This window comes from Anoxybacillus mongoliensis (genome assembly GCF_014201515.1).
GTDB lineage: Bacteria > Bacillota > Bacilli > Bacillales > Anoxybacillaceae > Anoxybacillus > Anoxybacillus mongoliensis.
Map to the genome: position 1 here is coordinate 17280 of NZ_JACHEQ010000008.1, position 18909 is coordinate 36188.

General features: G+C 41.3%; 23 protein-coding genes and 1 riboswitch. Of the genes, 20 read left to right on the forward strand and 3 right to left on the reverse strand.

Annotated features, from left to right (window positions below; all coding sequences use genetic code 11):
* Window positions 1–21 precede the first annotated feature (21 nt).
* Window positions 22–213: riboswitch (cobalamin riboswitch) on the forward strand.
* 118 nt (window positions 214–331) lie between these two features.
* The 15 genes from HNR43_RS08465 to HNR43_RS08535 all read left to right on the forward strand — a co-directional run bounded on the left by HNR43_RS08465 (window position 332) and on the right by HNR43_RS08535 (window position 11975).
* A complete protein-coding gene (locus HNR43_RS08465) occupies window positions 332–1174 on the forward strand; it encodes a hypothetical protein (protein ID WP_183242991.1) in 843 nt (280 codons plus the stop codon).
* 26 nt (window positions 1175–1200) lie between these two features.
* Window positions 1201–1521: a hypothetical protein gene (locus HNR43_RS08470; RefSeq protein ID WP_035019783.1), complete on the forward strand. Its 321-nt coding sequence runs from the start codon at window positions 1201–1203 to the stop codon at window positions 1519–1521.
* 71 nt (window positions 1522–1592) lie between these two features.
* A complete protein-coding gene (locus tag HNR43_RS08475; protein WP_183242993.1) occupies window positions 1593–2549 on the forward strand; it encodes an ABC transporter substrate-binding protein in 957 nt (318 codons plus the stop codon).
* On the forward strand, window positions 2515–3555 hold the full coding sequence (locus HNR43_RS08480; RefSeq protein WP_183242995.1) for a FecCD family ABC transporter permease: 1041 nt from the start codon (window positions 2515–2517) through the stop codon (window positions 3553–3555). Before HNR43_RS08475 ends, HNR43_RS08480 begins: the two co-directional genes overlap by 35 nt.
* A 2-nt stretch (window positions 3556–3557) precedes the next feature.
* Window positions 3558–5009 carry an adenosylcobinamide amidohydrolase gene (locus tag HNR43_RS08485; RefSeq protein WP_183242997.1) on the forward strand — a complete coding sequence of 484 codons (1452 nt, stop codon included), beginning with the start codon at window positions 3558–3560 and terminating at the stop codon, window positions 5007–5009.
* The gene (gene cbiB / locus HNR43_RS08490; protein ID WP_183242999.1) at window positions 5006–5938 is read left to right on the forward strand and encodes an adenosylcobinamide-phosphate synthase CbiB; all 933 of its coding nucleotides are present in this window, start codon (window positions 5006–5008) and stop codon (window positions 5936–5938) included. The genes HNR43_RS08485 and cbiB overlap by 4 nt, the downstream gene beginning before the upstream one ends.
* The gene (gene cobD / locus HNR43_RS08495; protein ID WP_183243001.1) at window positions 5913–6968 is read left to right on the forward strand and encodes a threonine-phosphate decarboxylase CobD; all 1056 of its coding nucleotides are present in this window, start codon (window positions 5913–5915) and stop codon (window positions 6966–6968) included. The genes cbiB and cobD overlap by 26 nt, the downstream gene beginning before the upstream one ends.
* A complete protein-coding gene (locus HNR43_RS08500) occupies window positions 6965–7516 on the forward strand; it encodes a bifunctional adenosylcobinamide kinase/adenosylcobinamide-phosphate guanylyltransferase (protein WP_183243003.1) in 552 nt (183 codons plus the stop codon). The genes cobD and HNR43_RS08500 overlap by 4 nt, the downstream gene beginning before the upstream one ends.
* Window positions 7495–8244, forward strand: coding sequence for an adenosylcobinamide-GDP ribazoletransferase (locus HNR43_RS08505; protein ID WP_183243005.1), 750 nt, complete (start codon window positions 7495–7497; stop codon window positions 8242–8244). Before HNR43_RS08500 ends, HNR43_RS08505 begins: the two co-directional genes overlap by 22 nt.
* Window positions 8202–8798, forward strand: a complete 597-nt coding sequence (locus HNR43_RS08510; protein ID WP_183243007.1) for a histidine phosphatase family protein — start codon at window positions 8202–8204, stop codon at window positions 8796–8798. Before HNR43_RS08505 ends, HNR43_RS08510 begins: the two co-directional genes overlap by 43 nt.
* Window positions 8750–9178, forward strand: a complete 429-nt coding sequence (locus HNR43_RS08515) for a bifunctional adenosylcobinamide kinase/adenosylcobinamide-phosphate guanylyltransferase (RefSeq protein ID WP_183243010.1) — start codon at window positions 8750–8752, stop codon at window positions 9176–9178. Before HNR43_RS08510 ends, HNR43_RS08515 begins: the two co-directional genes overlap by 49 nt.
* A gap of 12 nt (window positions 9179–9190) precedes the next feature.
* Complete coding sequence (locus HNR43_RS08520; RefSeq protein ID WP_183243012.1) at window positions 9191–9778, forward strand: cob(I)yrinic acid a,c-diamide adenosyltransferase; 588 nt, start codon at window positions 9191–9193, stop codon at window positions 9776–9778.
* Window positions 9775–10245: an ECF transporter S component gene (locus HNR43_RS08525; protein WP_183243014.1), complete on the forward strand. Its 471-nt coding sequence runs from the start codon at window positions 9775–9777 to the stop codon at window positions 10243–10245. Before HNR43_RS08520 ends, HNR43_RS08525 begins: the two co-directional genes overlap by 4 nt.
* On the forward strand, window positions 10238–10939 hold the full coding sequence (locus HNR43_RS08530; RefSeq protein WP_183243016.1) for an ATPase: 702 nt from the start codon (window positions 10238–10240) through the stop codon (window positions 10937–10939). Before HNR43_RS08525 ends, HNR43_RS08530 begins: the two co-directional genes overlap by 8 nt.
* 223 nt (window positions 10940–11162) lie before the next feature.
* A complete protein-coding gene (locus HNR43_RS08535; protein ID WP_183243018.1) occupies window positions 11163–11975 on the forward strand; it encodes a histidinol-phosphatase in 813 nt (270 codons plus the stop codon).
* Between the two features lie 28 nt (window positions 11976–12003).
* Here the strand turns inward: HNR43_RS08535 and serA are convergent, their stop codons facing one another.
* The 3 genes from serA to HNR43_RS08550 all read right to left on the reverse strand — a co-directional run bounded on the left by serA (window position 12004) and on the right by HNR43_RS08550 (window position 14618).
* Window positions 12004–13578 (reverse strand): phosphoglycerate dehydrogenase, encoded by a 1575-nt coding sequence (serA, locus tag HNR43_RS08540; RefSeq protein ID WP_183243020.1) that lies wholly within the window; start codon window positions 13576–13578, stop codon window positions 12004–12006.
* A gap of 174 nt (window positions 13579–13752) precedes the next feature.
* Window positions 13753–14250: an inorganic diphosphatase gene (locus HNR43_RS08545; protein WP_032099918.1), complete on the reverse strand. Its 498-nt coding sequence runs from the start codon at window positions 14248–14250 to the stop codon at window positions 13753–13755.
* A 119-nt stretch (window positions 14251–14369) separates the two neighbouring features.
* Window positions 14370–14618: a ferredoxin gene (locus HNR43_RS08550; RefSeq protein WP_003394452.1), complete on the reverse strand. Its 249-nt coding sequence runs from the start codon at window positions 14616–14618 to the stop codon at window positions 14370–14372.
* A 200-nt stretch (window positions 14619–14818) separates the two neighbouring features.
* On the opposite strand from HNR43_RS08550, the gene HNR43_RS08555 reads away from it, so the two are divergent.
* Genes HNR43_RS08555 through HNR43_RS08575 form a run of 5 tightly spaced genes read left to right on the forward strand, consistent with a single transcriptional unit; the run spans window position 14819 to window position 18875 of the window.
* Window positions 14819–15841, forward strand: coding sequence for a YpbB family protein (locus HNR43_RS08555; RefSeq protein ID WP_183243022.1), 1023 nt, complete (start codon window positions 14819–14821; stop codon window positions 15839–15841).
* Complete coding sequence (locus HNR43_RS08560) at window positions 15834–17276, forward strand: RecQ family ATP-dependent DNA helicase (RefSeq protein WP_183243024.1); 1443 nt, start codon at window positions 15834–15836, stop codon at window positions 17274–17276. The genes HNR43_RS08555 and HNR43_RS08560 overlap by 8 nt, the downstream gene beginning before the upstream one ends.
* Window positions 17273–17863 (forward strand): CPBP family intramembrane glutamic endopeptidase, encoded by a 591-nt coding sequence (locus HNR43_RS08565; protein ID WP_183243026.1) that lies wholly within the window; start codon window positions 17273–17275, stop codon window positions 17861–17863. The genes HNR43_RS08560 and HNR43_RS08565 overlap by 4 nt, the downstream gene beginning before the upstream one ends.
* On the forward strand, window positions 17856–18374 hold the full coding sequence (locus HNR43_RS08570; protein WP_183243028.1) for a LysM peptidoglycan-binding domain-containing protein: 519 nt from the start codon (window positions 17856–17858) through the stop codon (window positions 18372–18374). Before HNR43_RS08565 ends, HNR43_RS08570 begins: the two co-directional genes overlap by 8 nt.
* Window positions 18375–18434: 60 nt before the next feature.
* Window positions 18435–18875, forward strand: coding sequence for a YpbF family protein (locus HNR43_RS08575; protein ID WP_183243030.1), 441 nt, complete (start codon window positions 18435–18437; stop codon window positions 18873–18875).
* Window positions 18876–18909: the final 34 nt, after the last annotated feature.

Consider the following 18909-nt stretch of genomic DNA (forward strand, 5'->3'; position numbering starts at 1 on the left):
TAAAAATTGTTCGACAATTACATACATCCGTTGCAAAAAGGTGTCGAACGGGCGACCTAGTAGACTTAATAGGGAATCTGGTGTAAGTCCAGAACTGTCCCCGCAACTGTAAGTGCTGACGAAATGAAATATGCCACTGTACGATTCGTATGGGAAGGCTTCAAAGTAGGATGACGCATAAGTCAGTAGACCTGCCTTTTTGCATCGTCATTCGCGTCTTCGGGGAGTGAGATAGCGAAACGACAAGAGGAGTTATTGTCTTTTGTTGTTTCCAGCTCATTCCGTTTGGGGTGAGCTTTTTTTATTTGATATACATAAAAGGGGGAAAACAGTGAAGGCTAAACTTTCTGTGGGAGTTATTTGTGTGATCCTTTTTGCAACAATTTTTCTAAACGTAAACGTTGGTTATGTTGCAGCACACATGGATTATACAGATTTAACTTCTGTTGATTTTGTGGAGAACACAGATAATTTAATAGTTTATCGGATTGAAGAGAACGAGGAGCTCTATGAGTATGTAGAGGAATCAGAAATTGTAGATGGGGTCATAGAGGTCAATATAAAAAAATACGAAATCAAGGGCAATGAGAAGATTTTGATAGAGGAATCTATACAACAAATAAAAGAGTTAAATGATAGTAGTCTAGTTGTTCGTTCTCTAGTAAATGGAAGTGATGAAGAGATAATTATACATTTAGGCAATGAGGAGTCTGTGGAAATTATAGACTCAGAATATGTTAAATCCGAACGATTCATGCATTTTATTAATGCATTTCATACAAATTCCTACTGGTATATATCGGAAAAAGGAGGATCGTATATCACTGATACGAGATACGAAGTATTTTCGAATGGGCATGCTCGAGCCATAATGGCGGGAAATGATCCTTACTATAAAAACACTAGAAGTAGTAATGGTGATTTCAAGGTCTTCAAAGTGTATGCTGATTCCCTTAGGCAAAAAGAAATTGAACTGACCTTAATTGGAGGAGCCATAGGTATAGCAGATGCAGTAATTGATGCTGTACGATCAGGACAAGTTTTAAACTTTACTTTAATTAAGACAATAGCCAAAAAGATGGGAAAGGGCATACCTATAATTGGTACATTATATGCAATCTATGACTATGCTCAAACGTATATAGATGCGAGAAGTGCGTATAAAAGGATCTAGTTTTCTTTAAAAGGATGGTTCTCCCTATGAAAGCTATAGAAAGTGTTATTTTAGCAATAACATATGTTTTTTTTGCATCAATAGTTGCAAAACTTATTATCTACTATTTTAAGAATAAATATACATCTTATGAACTTGGGCTTTTCTTCTCAGCTATTTACTTAGGAGTATTTTCATTTACTATTCTAAGATGGGATTTTGATTATTTTATGCTCAATAATTTTCTTAAAGCAGGAATTACAATTAGCGCTATTCAGTTAACCTTAATACCAATACTTATTTTTATAAAGAAACGATACAATAGTTTGTACGACAAAATCGTTATGAAAATGAATAAAATGTTGTAGCGGGTGAGACTCGTCACAACATGTTTGAAAAGGTCAAAAAATAATTATTCTCATTTATAGGGGGAAAAACAATGAAAAAATGGAAACAATATGTGTGGCTTCTTGCGTTTTTGTTGACGCTCGGATTAGCAGCGTGCAGCAATAACGCGGAGCCAGCGAAGGAAACGAAGCAAGAGGCGAAAACAGAAGAGGCTGCATTTCCGGTTACGGTAAAAGATGCGGTTGGCGATGTCACGATTGAAAAAGAACCGACAAAAATCGTTTCACTTATTCCGAGCAATACAGAAATTGCATACGCGTTAGGGCTTGGTGACAAAATTGTCGGTGTAAGCGATTTTGATAACTATCCAGAAGATGTGAAAAACAAAGAAAAAATTGGTGGCATGGAGTTTAATGTTGAAAAAATTATTTCACTTCAACCAGACGTTGTGCTTGCGCATGCATCAAGCGCTCACAATTCTGAGGAAGGATTAAAGCAATTAAAAGATGCAGGTATTACAGTCATTGTTGTGCCAAACGCCACATCGTTCAACGATGTATATGCGTCGATTGAACTGATCGGGAAAGCGACAGGAAAAGAGAAAGAGGCAGCCGATGTTGTGCAACAAATGAAGCAAAAAATTGATGCCATTGCGGAAAAAGCAAAAGCAGTAAAAGAAGAAGCAACAGTTTGGGTGGAAGTTTCTCCTGCACCAGAAATTTATACAGCTGGAAAAGGAACATTTATGGATGAAATGTTAACGATCATTCATGCGAAAAATGCAGCAGGTGATCAAGAAGGATGGCCGATGTTTACTGAAGAAGATGCGGTGGCATTAAATCCAGACGTCATTATTACGACGTACGGTTATTATACGCCAAACGCTGTCGAGCAAGTGCTCGCTCGCCCAGCATGGAAGGAAGTTCCTGCGATTAAAAATAAACGAGTATACGATGTCAATTCTGATTTAGTTTCTCGTCCAGGGCCACGTTTAGTTGAAGGGGTCGAAGAAATTGCCAAAGTCGTTTATCCAAACGTTTTTAAATAATTACATTACTGCATCAATTATTGCGATCGTTGCATTATTATTAGGGATATCGATTGGATCACAATCGATTCCCTTTTCTTCTATATGGGAAACGTTGTTGCATCATACGTTTCATACACCTACAAATGTTCCCACGGCCATTTCGCAAATTATTGTTTCTATTCGCTTACCACGAGTTGTGCTCGCTTTTTTAGTTGGCGCCGCACTAGCACTTGCAGGGGTAGCGTTTCAAGGTCTTTTGAAAAACGTTTTAGCTGATCCGTATACGATTGGTGTATCATCTGGTGCAGCTGTCGGAGCGGTCATCGTTTTCTTTTTTCAGCTTCATTTGTCGTTTCTCGGTCGTTTTACGTTACCGATTGTGAGCATTATGTTTGCGCTCGTGACGTTATTGTTTGTTTTATTATTTGCTCGGCTTGCTGAGCGCAATATGGGGATTGAAACGATTGTTTTAATCGGTATTATCATGAATGCGTTTTTCGGTTCGGTTATTTCACTTATGGTTGCTTTTAGCGGTGAGGAATTACGTCAAGTCATTAGCTGGCTCATGGGAAGCGTCGCGATGCGCGGTTGGTCATATGTTTCTTTATTTGTACCGTTTTTTATCGTCGGTTCTCTCGGTTTATTTACACATATTCGCGAGTTAAACGCTTTTTCATTTGGCGAGCGAACAGCAGCAAACATCGGGGTACATGTGTTGCGAAAAAAGTTATGGATTTTACTTAGCGCTTCATTGCTTACAGGCGCAGCAGTAGCTGTATCGGGAACGATCGGCTTTGTTGGGCTTGTCATTCCGCATATGACGCGTTTGATTTGTGGGGCGAATCATCGAAAATTGTTGCCGCTTTCTTTTCTATATGGGGGCGCGTTTTTAGTATTAGCAGATGTCGTGGCGCGAACGATTGTTGCACCGCGGGAATTGCCGATCGGAGTCATTACATCGCTGATCGGTGCACCGTTATTTGCGATGTTGTTATTTAAAAGTTTAAAACGGAAGACGGGATGAACATGATTGATGTGAAGGACGTTTCGTATCAATATGGAGAAAAGCAAGTATTACACCATATTTCATTTACCGTTCACGAAGGGGAGTTTTTTGGTATTTTAGGACCGAACGGAAGCGGAAAAACAACGTTAATGAAACTGTTAAGTCGAGAACTGCCATTACAACAAGGAAATATTGTTGTTTGCGGACAACATATTGAAACGTATAAACCGAAACAATATGCTAAACTCATTGCTACGTTGCCGCAACATATAGACGTTTCATTTGGATATACAGTCAAAGAAATGGTTGAGCTTGGACGCTATCCCTATCAATCTACTTTTTTTCCTAAATGGACGGAGGAAGATGATCAAGTCGTTGATGAAGCACTTCGTTGTGTGACATTAGCGCATAAACAACATGTTTTACTAGAGCAATTAAGTGGCGGAGAACGTCAACGAGCGGCGCTTGCACGCGCGTTAGCACAACAACCGCGCGTATTATTACTAGATGAACCAACAAACCATATGGATGTGGCGCAACAGTTTAAGTTGTTAAATTTATTAAAGCAGTCGAAGCTTACGGTTGTTGCTATTTTTCATGATATAAACATCGCATCGCTATATTGTGACCGTCTTCTTTTTTTACGAGATGGAAAGGTAGTGGCGTGTGGCACACCGAGACAGTTGCTGAACGAGTCGATGATTGAGAGCGTGTTTGATACATGTATGAAACGACATGAACATCCTGTATTACCGAAACCGCTTGTGACGTTTGTTCCGTTTTTGGAACAGCCGATTAAAGATGTGCTATGGCACGTCACACAACATGAAAACATGGTCGTCATTGAAACGATGAAGCCGTTTAAAGTGCTTTCATCTGCGCTTGTTGGGGGCGGTATGCGTTGGGCAACGACTTTTGTGAATCGCCATGTTTCACTTGATTACCGTTGTGACGATGCCGAGCAAGAGATGATTGAATTTTTGCGACAACAAGGTTTTGATGAGCAATGGACCGTTGGGATGATGACAGCGGTGGATATAAGGGATGTTGTGTTTACGTCCGCTTATGAACCTGTTCGCTTTTTTGTTGCGGTAACTGCTGGGGTGGGAAATGCCGTTGATAGTGCGAACGCGTGGCGTCGTGCAGATGCGGTCGCTTCTCCTGGAACGATTAATACGTTTGTTTTCATTGATGGACATTTGTCAGAAGCTGCATTTGTGCAGGCGCTCATGACTGTAACAGAAGCAAAAACAAAGGCGCTGTATGATAAACAAGTCGTCGATACACAAACACATACAATCGCAACAGGAACATCAACAGATTGTACTGTCATTGCTGCATCACAACAAGGTACATATTATGAATATGCAGGAACGATTACAGCGATTGGCAAACAGCTTGCTCGTTTCGTCTATGAAGCTACACAAATGGCAATCGATCGCTATAATGAGCGAAAGGGTGAAAATCGATGACGCACGTATGGGCTATTGTGTTTGCGCTCTTGCTTGATCGCATATTCGCTGATCCTCATCGCTTTCATCCTGTTAGTTGGATCGGACAAGTGATTGCCTATATGGATCGTCGCTTGAATAAAGGAAAAGGGCGAAAAGGAAAAGGGCTACTCACGCTTTTTGTCGTTTGTACACTTACGTTTGTCGTTAGCTATGGTGTCATTACTGTTGCGTATCGGCTTTCTTTTTTAGTGGGCATGTTTATCGAAGCGATAATTATTTTTGTTTCTATTGCTCCAACAAGCTTAGCAAAAGCCGCATATGGTGTGCTTGAGCCACTAAAAAGAGGTGACATTGAGGAAGCAAGAAAAAACGTGGCGATGATTGTCGGGCGTGATACAGAGATGTTACAAGAAGATGGAATCGTGCGTGCATGTGTGGAAACGGTAGCGGAAAATACGAGCGATGGAGTGACGGCGCCCCTTTTTTATGCTTTTCTTGGCGGGGGAGCTTTGGCGATGTTGTATCGCGCCGTGAATACATGTGATTCCATGCTCGGCTATAAAAACGACCGATATGCCCAATTTGGCTGGGCTTCCGCTCGCTTAGATGATGTACTCAATTACCTTCCTGCTAGGCTAACAGCATTTGTTATGCTCTTTGTCCATCGTGCCAACAAGCAAGCATGGAAACTATTATTTCGCGATGCGCGAAATCATCCGAGTCCAAACAGCGGATGGTGCGAGGCGGCGATGGCTGCGTTATTAGGCGTTCAACTTGGGGGAGTGAATACATACAAAGGGGTTGTATCTGTTCGTCCGACAATTGGTGATGCGTCTGTTCCACTTGCGTCCGCGCATATTGAACAAGCTGTGGCGATAATGAAACGAACGACAGTTGCTTTTACGATTGGGGGGAGTTTGTTTGTATTTGCCTGCACATGGAGCTAATCCGCATCGTTTATATGAAGCGATGAAAATGAATATGCCAAGCGAATATATCGATTTTAGTGTAAATGTAAATCCGCTTTCGCTCCCAGACGAATATATGCTAAATGAAAAACAATGGTTTCGATGGATGAGTGAGTATCCAGAAGAGCGAAGTGAGACGCTTCGTACGATCATTGCTGAACGAGAACGTGTTATGCCGTCAAACGTCTTTGTTGGAAATGGTGCTGCCGAGTGCATTTATTTGCTTGCTGAACAATTTGCAGGAAAACATATCGGCATCATCGAGCCAACGTTTTCAGAATATCGTCAGGCATGTGAAGCATACGGCTGTACTGTTCAGTCATTTATGTTGGATGAACATTGGCACCCACCAATTGACCAAGTGATAGAGCGTTTGCCGTCTTTACACGCTCTATTCGTTTGCCATCCGAACAATCCAACAGGCACGATATGGCCGAAAGAAACGATGTATGCTTTATTAAAAGCAGCAAATGATGAGGGGGTACATGTCATTGTCGATGAAGCGTTTTACGATTTTTGGCTCGATGGTTATTCCGTTTCTTCTTTTTTGCACACATTTGATCGTTTAATTGTGCTACGGTCATTAACGAAAATGTACCGATTGGCAGGGGTACGGCTCGGTTATGTGCTCGCACACGAACATGTTGTAAACAAGTTAATGAAGAAACAGCCGCCGTGGAGCGTCAATACGATTGCTCAACAAATAGCGAAACAGCTATTAAAGGACGATGCATTTGTGGAGCGAACGAAAGTGTATATTGCATCGGAACGGAAGCGATTATTTGCGCAATTTACAGAACTCGGCTATATATATACACCGTCTGTCGTCAATTTTTATATGTTGCATAATGAGACGATAACGCTATTCCCGTTTCTTTTACAACATGGCATTGTCGCTCGTCATACGTTTAATTTTCAAGGGCTTGACGGCAAATATGTTCGTTTAGCTATCCGAACGAAAGAAGAAAACGATCGCCTTCTTTCTTGCTTAAGAAGGTGGAAGACATGATCGTGTTTATTAGCGGTGGTGTACGTAGCGGAAAATCTTCATTGGCGGAACAATGTGCGAAAAAGATAGCAGAAGTGGGTGATTCGCTTCATTATATCGCCACAGCGATGCGGACAGATAGAGAAATGGAAGCGCGCATCATTCATCATCAACAACAACGAAAATATGATCATTGGCGAACGTGGGAACAGCCGTATAATCTCGATCAGATCATTCCTATTTTTTCTAACCGCCATATCGTATTGCTTGATTGTTTAACAAATTTGTGGGCTAATGAGCTGTTTCGTGATGATCGATGGAACATAGAGGAAAAAGCACCACGCATCGTGCAACAAATCAAAAAATTAGGCGATCAAGCGAAAGCATGTATAGTTGTAAGTAACGAAATATTTTATGATGGTATACCTCATGAACAAGGAACGTATGCGTATATGCACGGACTCGGTTTATTGCACCAACACATTGTTGCATTTAGTGATGTAGCTATTTTGATGCGTTACGGTTTGCCGATTGTAAAGAAAGGAAGATGGCCATGTGGCGCGGAGTGATCTTAGCGATACAGTTTTTAACTGTGTTTCCCATTCGTATGCAAGTCGAATGGAATGAACGAACAGCGCGCGGAGCTGTCTTTTCATTTCCGTTCGTCGGTGCAATCATTGGCACGTTTCTTGTTGCCCAACATCAGTTATTGTTCGATCATGTTTCTTTGCTCTTTTTATCGTTTTTATTATTATTTTCTTCTATCTTTCTTTCAGGGGGGCTGCATGCAGACGGGTGGATGGATTGTAGCGATGCGTATTTTTCATATCGTGATCGAAAACGCCGCCTTGACATTATGAGCGACTCGCGCGTTGGGGCGTTTGCAGTGTTATCAGTTTTATTTTTGCTTGGCTTTCGCTTCGTTTTCATATTTGAAACGGTCGCACATATGTCATTGTTTTCTCTTTTTTGTATTCCGTTATTTTCCCGCCTTGGAATGACAGTGCTTTTATTGACAACACCGCTTGCGAAACAAACAGGCATGGCGGCTGCATTTCGTCAATATGTCGATCACCAATATGTGCCGATTATTGTCATGTACGGGCTTATTGCTTTATTATCGCGTGAAACGATCGTGTTATTTATAGCATTGGTGTTATTTTATGTTGCCGCACGCGCGTTTGCAGTAAAGCAGTTTGGTGGGATGACAGGCGACGTGCTTGGTGCGTTTATTGAAGGGAGCGAAACCTTTTTATGGCTCATCATTTGGCTATTACATACATTCGTCATTTTGTAACGAAAGAAAATGAAAAGAAGCAATATATCGGTTGGACGAATGTGCCTATTGTAAAGCAACCGAATGTGTCGCATCAGCTTGAGGCAGACATCGTTATAGCAAGCGATTTGCTTCGTTGTCGACAAACGGCACAGCTTTTATTCCGAAACGTTGTTATTGAATGTTCGTATCGTTGGCGTGAACTTCATTTTGGCGATTTTGAAGGAAAAACGTATGAACAATTACAAACGGTTGAAGCGTATCGCCATTGGCTCGGCGATCCGTTTCGCTATCCGCCTCCAAACGGAGAGCCGTTTACCGATTTTGAAGCACGAGTGGAACGAGCAATTGACGATGTTGTTCGTCGGTCGGTGTCGCATGTCGTTGTTGTGACGCATGGCGGAGTGATTCGTTATGTGTTATCACAGTACGCACCAGACGTACGTCCGTTTTGGGCATGGCACGTCCCTTTTGGTGAAGGAGTAACGCTTTATAATACGAGAGAACGATGGAGGGAGAGAAAGCGATGCATTTCGTTAGCGGAGGTGCGTTTCAAGGAAAACGAAAATGGGTAAATGCATATTATTCATTAACGCATACGCCACACGTTTGGCATTGCGCGTATGAAAAAGCACTCCCGCTCCCAAGCGACCAGAAAAACGCATCTGTTGTCGTGCTTGAAGGAATTGAGCAATGGATTCGCGAATATTTCGTTCCTTATACAACACGTGAAAAAGAAGCAATCATGTCGCATGTGTATGCGTGGGAAAGATGGGAAAAAGAGGAGGGGAGAACGGTCGTTTGGATTGGTTGTGATATTAGTCAAGGGATTGTGCCCATTGATGCGCATGAACGAGCGTGGCGAGATGCGGTAGGCTGGACATATCAACAGCTTGCGCGCATATGTAACCGTGTGGATTACGTATGGTGTGGTATGCATGAACAAATAAAATAGGGGGGATTGACTATGAAATTGTACACGAAAACAGGAGATCAAGGGCAAACGAGTTTAGTCGGTGGACGAGTTGATAAAAACCATGTGCGTGTGGAAGCATACGGAACAATTGATGAAGCAAATTCAGTAATCGGTTGGGCGATGACATTATTGCAAGATGAGAAATTTCGCGATATTTATCAAGAACTACAGCGCATTCAACATGAGCTTTTTGATTGTGGTGGCGACTTAGCGATCGTTAGTGAGAAAATGCCGTACAAAGTGAAAGAAGATATGGTGACGTTTTTAGAGGAACGGATTGATGCGTATATTCAACAAGCACCACCGTTAGAACGTTTTATTTTGCCGGGAGGGTCACCGCAAGCAGCTGCGTTACATATGGCACGTACGGTAACGCGGAGGGCGGAACGTTGTGTTGTGGCGTTGATGAAACAAGAACAAATGAACAAAGTCGTTTTGCAATATATTAACCGTTTATCAGACTATTTATTTGCAGTTGCGCGCGTTGTTAACGCTCGCTTGCAAGTGAAAGACGTAGAATATGAACGAAGTGCGATCGTGTTTCGTGATAAAAATGAAAAAAAGGGTGAATCGGAATGAGGCGTTTCACGTTGCTTGTTATGTTTATTAGTCTATCCGTCATTGGTTCACTTATAAAAATCCCGTTTACGATTGGAAGCATTGCATTAGATAGTGCACCGGCAGTTGTTGCTGCGTTTTTGCTCGGTCCAGCAGCTGCTGCGGTCGTTGCAAGTGTTGGGCATATTGTATCTGCGCTGTTTGGTGGATTTCCACTTGGGCCTTTTCATATACTTGTGGCGGTGGAAATGGCAGTTCTTTTATATGTTGTCGGCTTGTTAATGAGAAGAGGATGGTTCACTTCTAGCTATGTATGTTTTTTTATCGGTAATGCCCTGATTGCACCGTTACCTTTTGTATGGATCATGAGCCCAGCATTTGTACTTTCCATCATCCCATCTCTTGCACTAGCTACGGGAGTCAATGTAGTGATTGCGATTGTCGTGTCAAAAGCGTTGCAACGCGTGTGGGGGAAGCAGCATGCGTGATGTATTATGTGTGCCGCTTGATGAAGAAAACGAACTCGTTTTGGCGACAGATTGTTCAGGTGGCATAGGCTTAAAACAAGATGATGTTGTAAATGTACCATACGATGTTGTTGCGTACTACGGTGCACGAGTAGCATGGATGGAATTGATGAGTATAGGAGCCACACCAAAAGCTTTTGTTTTACAAAATTTTGTGAACGATCATGCATGGCATGCACTTGTCGCAGGCGTTCAACAAACGATGGAAGAATTGCAGTTGTCGCTCCCTATAACAGGAAGTAGCGAATCAAATATGCCGCTCATGCAATCAGCTGTCGGTTTTGTAGCTGTCGGCACGGTGCGTAAAACAGAAAAAAGGATAAATTTTACGCCAACGGATGCGTGCTGGGCAGTGATCGGTGAGCCGCTCGTTGGCGAAGCGGTTATACATAAAAAGGACCGCATGCTTCCGCTTTCTTTATTTCGCATGTTGTTGCACGTAGATGGGGTGTATGAAATGATCCCAATCGGTTCAAAAGGAATATGGCATGAGTGGAAACTCATTCATGGGGATAAACCGATTCATTGCGCCCTTCCGCTACATGCTTCTGCTGGTCCAGCGACATGTGTGTTGGTAAGTTATCATCGAAAGCAAGCACCGTTATTACAATCACTGGCGCAAACACTTTTTTATCCGATTGTAAATGAATTGTAAAATGTCATGTTCTATCGTTCTAACCGTTCATTTTTTCGCATACAACATATATGGTCATTAGTGAACGGGAGGGAATAAACGATGGAAGATATGATGAAACGGGTGCTTGTTGTTGTTGGCATGGCAGCATGCATTCATTTATTGTTTTTTGTTGGCTTAAACAACTAGAAAAAGAGAGACATGTGCTATATAATGAAAAACAATATGAAAGGGGGAGAAAAAGATGTTAACAGATTACCATAATCATTTAGAGCGCGGGACGTTAACGCTCGACTATTTGAAGCAATTTACGGACGAAGCCGCGCGAAAAGGCATTGAACATTTTGGTATTTCCGAACATGCGTATCATTTTTATCAAACGAAAAATATTTTATCGAATCCATGGATTGAAGAACGTCGTTATTATGACATGGCTGACTACGTTCGTTTATTTCACGAAGCGTGGGATGCTGGAATTGATGTAAAGATGTCGATCGAAATGGACTATACGCCAGGCAAACATGAAGAAATGGCGCAATTTATTCGCGCCTACGATTTTGATTATGTCATCGGTTCGATTCATTGGGTTGATGATTTTGGCATTGATTTAGCCGAGTTTCGGAAAGAGTGGGATCGTCGTGATCTATACGATACATACCGAAAATATTTCGATCAAGTCGTGACGTTAGCTGAATCGAACTTATTCGATATCATCGGTCATTTAGATTTAGTAAAAATTTTTAAATACGTGCCAGAAGACGAAGAGTTTTTGCTTGAACAGTACGATCGTGCAACAACAGCGTTAGCGAATTCTAAAACGTGCGTTGAAATTAGTACCGCAGGTTTGCGTAAACCGGTCGGTGAACTATATCCCGATCCTCGTCTATTACAAATGTGCTACAACAAAGGTATTCCGATCGTGCTATCGTCCGATGCACACGTACCGCAAGATGTCGGTGCCGATTATGACAAAGCGATCGCTCTTGCGAAAACAGTCGGTTACGAAGAAATTATGACGTTTTGTAAAGGGGAACGAAAAGCCGTTCCGCTTGGATAAAAAAGGTTCAGCCATGCGGCTGAACCTTTTATACTTCTAATCTTTTTACAACATCAATATCGCTAATTTGTTCGAGCGTTTCAACGAGCGTATCATCAAGCGGTTTATCGAGCGAAAGCATCATAATCGCTTTTCCGCCAGCTTCTTGGCGACCGACTTGCATCGTTGCGATATTTACTTGATGGTCACCTAAAATATTTCCGACTTTTCCGATCATTCCTGGTTTATCATGATGTTGAATGTATAGCAAATGTCCTTCTGGAGCAAAGTCGATCGCAAAACCGTTAAAATGAACGATACGATCACCATAGTGAGCGATATGCGTTCCTTTCATCGTAAACGTTTTGTTTTCACCATATACTGTTAATGTAATGCTGTTATTGTAGTCGTTTCCGTTTGCTGAAAATTTTTCGCTAAAGGCGATGCCGCGTTCTTTGGCGATCATCGCTGCGTTCACTTCGTTGACGGTTGAAGCGACGCGAGGTTTTAAAAATCCAGCGAGCAAACTACGTGTAATAAATGTTGTTTCTAAATCAGCAACAGAACCTGAATACGTAATCGCAATTTCTTGAACAGGTTCGCTCATATATTGCGAAGCGAGAATACCCATTTTTCGAGCTAATGTATAAAACGCTTGAATTTTCTCGTATACATCTTTTGAAAGTGTCGGCAAGTTAATGGACGATGTGACAGGTTTTCCTTGTAAAAATGTTAATACTTCTTGAGCTACTTGTGTCGCTACATTCACTTGCGCTTCGACTGTTGATGCCCCGAGATGTGGAGTGACGATGACGTTATCAAACGAAAGAAGCGGATGATCTCCTGGAGGCTCTTGTTCAAATACATCGAGTGCGACACCTGCCACGTGCCCGTTCTCTAAAAACGAAATGAGCGCTTGTTCGTCGATAATTCCACCGCGGGCGCAGTTAATTAAATACACACCTTTTTTCGTTTTTGCTAAATTTTTTGGACCGAGAAGTCCTTTCGTCTCTTTTGTTAACGGTGTATGTACGGTAATGATATCCGCTTGTGCAAGCAACTCATCAAGCGTGCAAACGTCGACACCAATTTTTTCTGCTCGTGCTTTCGTTAAAAATGGATCGTACACATGAACATGCATACCGAATGCTCGCGCTCGTTTTGCTACTTCAGAACCGATGCGACCAAAGCCGATAATACCTAAATGTTTTCCAAATAACTCGACACCGACGAAAGCGGAACGATTCCATTCACGTGATTTGACGGAGATGTGCGCTTGTGGAATACGACGCACTAATGAAGCCATCATCGCAAATGTATGTTCCGCTGTCGAAATCGTATTGCCGTTTGGGGCGTTAATGACGACGACACCGTATCGTGTAGCTGCATCAACATCAATATTGTCCACACCAACCCCAGCTCGCCCAACAATTTTTAAATTTTTCATTTTTTGTAGTAACTGTTCTGTTACTTTTGTTGCGCTACGAACGAGTAACGCATCAAATTGATCAAGCTCATCTTCTACATCACCTACTTTTTTTTGTACGACTTCAATCGTTGGATCAGCAAGAAGTGGGGCAAGACCTTCTTCACTCATCGCATCAGCTACTAAAATGCGAACCACAAATATCCGCTCCTTTCAAGCTATTAGTTTTTAAATTTCTGATAATTTAACATAATCGTATATGCGTGTCAATAACTTTCGGAAAGGTCATACAAATGAAAGCGTTTTTATATATAAATGTTCGGAAAAAAGACGAAAAGCTGGCTCAAAGCCAGCTTAAAACATGGAATGTATTTATTTTTGCTCATTGTAACGCGCGATGCATTCGTCAATAAGTTTCGCAGCTGCTTCTGGGCCTTCCCACGTACCGATTTCTGTTTTCTTTCCTTCTAAGTCTTTATAACGCTCAAAGAAATGAGCAATCTCTTTTAGTTTATGTTGTGGAAGATCTTCAAGCGTACGCACATCAGCAAAGCGAGGATCATCGACAGGAACACCGATTAACTTCGCATCTTCTTCGCCACCGTCTACCATGTTTAAGTAGCCGAGTACACGTGTTTCGATGACGCAACCAGGGAATGTTGGATTTGTCACGATAACTAAAATATCAAGTGGGTCGCCATCTAATGCGAGTGTATTTTCTAAATAGCCATATTCTGCAGGATAAAACATTGGTGAATATAAGACGCGATCGAGTTTAAATACGCCACGCTCTTTGTCATATTCATATTTGTTTTGGCTACCTGTTGGAATTTCAATAAACGCTTCAACAACTTTGTTTTCAAACGCCATGCCAAATTCCTCCTTTTTGTTATGTATACTTTTTTATTATAGTCGATTGGACAAGTGGTGACAATGACTGAACGAAAGAAAAGGGCAAGCTTCATATGAAGTTTGCCCTTAGATGTTTCTTATTCGAATTTGTTTGGATCGCCGTCAAATGGCTCGTCCGCTACTTTGATCGAGTCTGTTGGACAGCCTTCAAATGCATCCATCATATCATCAATGAGTACGTCTGGCACTTCGACAATGCCTTGGTTGTCGTCTAGTGTAACGTAAGCGATACCTTCATCATCGTAATCGTAAATGTCTGGTGCAGCCGCTCCGCATGCACCGCAAGCAATACATGTTTCTTTGTCAACAATCGTGTACTTTGGCATACAATGACCCTCCTTAATTATATGCAACCAATCGCTTCGTATGAAACGTTGGAAACGTATTCCTCACACTTTTATAATAAAGGTGTTGCGGTAACTTTTCAATAAAAAACTCCAATGAAAATGCTTATCAGTACGTAGTTTTCCCTCACATCCCCTTGCTTAATCTGATAAAATGAAAGGGAAAATGGAGTGAATGTCGCATGTTACAACATATCGTTTTATTTTGTATCGATCGGTTTCGTGGAGAACGCTCACTAGCTGCGATCGATCATTTGCTCAATGGAAAAAAAACAGCCCAAACGTTACAAGATAGTAAATGGTATGACGTTAGCCGTTTATTTGGAATGGTACCGATTGATCGTTCTCGTTTATTTGATGTTGCACGAGCATTAGAGGCGGATGGATTCATTTCTCAAGTCGATGAACATATATATTGCACAACTGCAAGTGGAAAAGAGAAACTTCGACGCTTTATACTTCCTCCTTACATTGATGGATGGAAATATATGAATGAATCTTCTTTGTTTTGGAAAAGGCTCTCTTTACTCATTCAAACGATCGCAAACATCATTCATCGTACGTCATTTGAGCCTATACATCGCGATGAACACATTCAATCGTTCGTGAAACGGTGGCTGTTTCAACATACACATATAAAAACGCTCGCTCGTTCATTATATGAAGAAATGTATGAGCTACTTAGTTATGTAGAAGAAAAAGATGCTAACATTTTCGTTTGGCGGCTAACAAGCCATGAGCGCATCGGATGGACGAACGAACAGATTGCTTATGCCATAAATGAGGAAGATGTGGCGGTTTTGTTATCGTTTCAAAACGTCCTTCATTTTATGCTTGAAATGACAGAGAAAGAAGCGGAAAAATTTCCGCTTTTATATTCGTTACGTGAACGAAAACGTTCACAATTGACAAGTTCAGCTCAAAAAACATGGGAATTGCTAAAGGAAGGTTATTCACTTGAACAAATTGCACAGCTGCGCGGGTTGAGAAAAGGAACAATTGAAGATCATATTGTAGAAATCGCGACGTATATTCCAACGTTTGTGCTGACACCATTTTTGGAGGAAAGTAAACGCAAGCGCATTATTCAACAAGCACGTCAATTAAAGACGAAAAAATTGCGGGCGATAAAAGAATTGTTACCAGACGTTTCTTATTTCGAAATTCGGCTCGCGCTGGCAAGGTGGGAGAGAGAAGATGTTTGACATATTAAAGGAACGATTTGGTTACGATTCGTTTCGCATAGGACAAAGGGAAATTATTGAAGATGTGCTGAATGGACAAAATTGTGTTGCTATGCTTCCGACCGGTGGAGGAAAGTCACTTTGTTATCAGCTCCCGGGTTATATATTAAACGGCAGTGTGTTAATTATTTCCCCACTCGTTTCGCTTATGGAAGATCAAGTACAGCAGCTTAGAAATCGTGGTGAAAAACGTGTTGTAGCGCTCAATCGTTTTCTGTCTTATCGCGAAAAACGAGATGTGTTGCGTGAGTTAGCATCGTATCGTTTTATTTATGCTTCGCCTGAAATTTTACAATCCCCTTTACTTATCGAAGCGTTAACACGCATAAACATTTCGTTGTTTGTCGTAGATGAAGCACATTGTATTTCACAATGGGGACATGATTTTCGCCCTGACTTTTTAAAGCTCGGTCTTCTTCGCCAAACGCTTGGCAATCCGCCATGTTTAGCGTTAACGGCTACAGCTACACGTCAAGTTATCGCTGATATTGTAACGACGCTTAAACTCGACGACGTTAAACAACATATATACCCGCTCGATCGCCCAAATATTTGTTTATACGTGCAATATGTTCAAACGGTAGAAGAAAAAATCACGACGTTAAAACATCTCGTTGCGATATTGCCGAAACCTGGAATTGTGTACGTCGCTAGTCGGCAATGGGCAGAAACATTATCCGAGGTGCTTCGTGAGGATCATCGTGTAAGCTACTATCATGGAGGCATGGATGGTGAACAGCGGCTACTTATTCAACAACAGTTCGTTTATGATCAGTTAGACGTCATTTGTTGTACAAATGCGTTTGGAATGGGGATCGATAAACCGAACGTTCGCTTTGTCATCCATTTTCATTTGCCGACACAACCAGAAGCATATTGGCAAGAAGTTGGGCGGGTCGGACGTGATGGAAACGAAAGCATCGCGATATTATTGTATGCACCAGGAGATGAACAAGTGGGACAAACGATAATCGACATGGAATTTCCGACAATGGAACAAATCGTTTATGCGCTAAACGCTTTACGTCATGGGCAGAAAGAAACAGGGCTGACAGATGTACAACAACGTCTACTTTTATATTGGCTTGAACAAATGGACAAACAGGAGCATATCCACACATTAGCGAAGCAACTATATGCCCGCATGGAACAAAGAAAAAAAGAAAAACTGACAAAATGGATATTTATGCAACGATGGGTAACCGGGCACACATGTCGTCGACGTTCGCTTCTTTCGTATTTTGAACAACAACCGCTTAAAAATGAACGTTGTTGCGACCAATGTGGCGCTCATATACATGCAAATGCCACTATCGAACGTATTCAACAAATACAGCTTCGGCCTTGGCATGAAGAGCTTCGTTCAATGTTTGCCATAAAGGTGGGGAACAAATGATTAAAAAACAAATGGAAATAGCAAGTCAAATGAACGATCGAGAAATTGTATATCATCTGTATATAACACAAGCGCTTATTTTTCTTGTTGCTGTCATATTCAGTCTATTTTTATTTACGCCTGTGACATTTTTTTCGATGTGGCAGTGGGATATAAGGGAAATACTATTGTACGGTAGCGGTTGTGCGGCGCTTGTTCTTTTTGTCGATTTTTTACTTATTCAGTATGCACCTGAACAATGGTATGATGATGGTGGAATCAATGAAAAATTATTTCGTTCACGTTCGGTACCGCACATTTTTATCATGACTATGGTCATTGCATTTTGTGAAGAGCTATTGTTTCGTGGTGTCATTCAGACGCATGTCGGCCTATTTTTCGCAAGCATCATTTTCGCTTTATTGCATATTCGTTATTGGCGAAAATGGCTCCTTCTTTTGGCTGTCGTTAGTTTAAGCTTTTGGATTGGACTTATCTATGAATGGACAAGCAATTTATGGGTCACGATTTTTGCCCACTTTCTCATTGATTTTATTTTAGCGTTACACATCCGGTATCGTACAAAAGAGGTGACAAACGATGCGTAAAGACCAAGCGGAAAATTTGCGTGAAAAAATGGAGAATATTAGTAAGCAACAAGAAGACGATGAACTTCAGTTGCCACCCCGTAGCGAAGTGCATAAAAAGAAAAAAACGAAATGGAAAATCAAACATCCGCTCATTCGCATTCTTGCGCTCTTTTTTGCTTTATTACCTATTTCCATTTATAGCATATACCACTTGGTTGAAAAACGACCGATCCAAGTCGTGACGATTGATAATGAAAGCTATGAGACTGTTGATGTCGATCAACAAAAAGAACATAAGCCACAACAGCCGCTTGAAAACGAAGCAAAAGAAGTGGAACAGGAGTCGAATGAGACAGAGTCATCCTTTACGTATCATACGGTACAAGAAAATGAAACATTATATAGTATTGCGATGAAATATTATGGAAATGAAAAAGGAATGGATCTCATTAAAGAATGGAATCATTTAACGAGCATGAAGCTACAAAAAGGCCAAGTATTAAAAATCCCGAATATGAATGGAAAATAAGGTATACTGCCTCACCGATGGACATACAATCGTAGTAAAACATGATCGGTAGGGGTGGTTATGATTTTTCCGATTGAATTAGACGAAGTAACAGAAGTGATTTTAAAGCGAGTCATGATGCATAAAAAAGAATGGAATGACATGAAAAAAAGAATGCAACTATCATTCATTTTGTTTTTGCTTTCACTTGCTTTATTTGGATTATATATGTATCAGACGATCGTTATTCCGCATCGTCCATCCATAGAACGAATGATGATGGCACTCATTGATGATGAACATACCTTTTGGTTCGCTGTATTCGTTGGATCGCTCGCCTGGCTCGTCTTTTTTTATAAAAAGAAAAGCGAAAAAGCGGAGCAAGACTTCCATGCACTCCGCTGTGAATTCATTCAGAAAAGTAACGAATTGCTTCAAGAGCGGGCGTGGGAGAAAAGGCACGTTCTTTATGAATGGATGAAAAAAACGTACGATATTTCGCTTTACCATGAAAATAAGTGACCACAAACTCTCTCGCTTCATATGTTGAAAAAGG

Coding starts and splice junctions, on each gene's coding strand:
- HNR43_RS08570 (WP_183243028.1), top strand. CDS start 17,856: ATGCGTAAAGACCAAGCGGAAAATTTGCGTGAAAAAATGGAGAATATT.
- HNR43_RS08560 (WP_183243024.1), top strand. CDS start 15,834: ATGTTTGACATATTAAAGGAACGATTTGGTTACGATTCGTTTCGCATA.
- cbiB (WP_183242999.1), top strand. CDS start 5,006: ATGACGCACGTATGGGCTATTGTGTTTGCGCTCTTGCTTGATCGCATA.
- HNR43_RS08525 (WP_183243014.1), top strand. CDS start 9,775: ATGAGGCGTTTCACGTTGCTTGTTATGTTTATTAGTCTATCCGTCATT.
- HNR43_RS08510 (WP_183243007.1), top strand. CDS start 8,202: ATGGCTCATCATTTGGCTATTACATACATTCGTCATTTTGTAACGAAA.
- HNR43_RS08530 (WP_183243016.1), top strand. CDS start 10,238: ATGCGTGATGTATTATGTGTGCCGCTTGATGAAGAAAACGAACTCGTT.
- HNR43_RS08520 (WP_183243012.1), top strand. CDS start 9,191: ATGAAATTGTACACGAAAACAGGAGATCAAGGGCAAACGAGTTTAGTC.
- HNR43_RS08500 (WP_183243003.1), top strand. CDS start 6,965: ATGATCGTGTTTATTAGCGGTGGTGTACGTAGCGGAAAATCTTCATTG.
- HNR43_RS08555 (WP_183243022.1), top strand. CDS start 14,819: ATGTTACAACATATCGTTTTATTTTGTATCGATCGGTTTCGTGGAGAA.
- HNR43_RS08485 (WP_183242997.1), top strand. CDS start 3,558: ATGATTGATGTGAAGGACGTTTCGTATCAATATGGAGAAAAGCAAGTA.
- HNR43_RS08535 (WP_183243018.1), top strand. CDS start 11,163: ATGTTAACAGATTACCATAATCATTTAGAGCGCGGGACGTTAACGCTC.
- HNR43_RS08575 (WP_183243030.1), top strand. CDS start 18,435: ATGATTTTTCCGATTGAATTAGACGAAGTAACAGAAGTGATTTTAAAG.
- HNR43_RS08505 (WP_183243005.1), top strand. CDS start 7,495: ATGGCCATGTGGCGCGGAGTGATCTTAGCGATACAGTTTTTAACTGTG.
- HNR43_RS08515 (WP_183243010.1), top strand. CDS start 8,750: ATGCATTTCGTTAGCGGAGGTGCGTTTCAAGGAAAACGAAAATGGGTA.
- HNR43_RS08470 (WP_035019783.1), top strand. CDS start 1,201: ATGAAAGCTATAGAAAGTGTTATTTTAGCAATAACATATGTTTTTTTT.
- HNR43_RS08550 (WP_003394452.1), bottom strand. CDS start 14,618: ATGCCAAAGTACACGATTGTTGACAAAGAAACATGTATTGCTTGCGGT.
- HNR43_RS08475 (WP_183242993.1), top strand. CDS start 1,593: ATGAAAAAATGGAAACAATATGTGTGGCTTCTTGCGTTTTTGTTGACG.
- HNR43_RS08565 (WP_183243026.1), top strand. CDS start 17,273: ATGATTAAAAAACAAATGGAAATAGCAAGTCAAATGAACGATCGAGAA.
- HNR43_RS08545 (WP_032099918.1), bottom strand. CDS start 14,250: ATGGCGTTTGAAAACAAAGTTGTTGAAGCGTTTATTGAAATTCCAACA.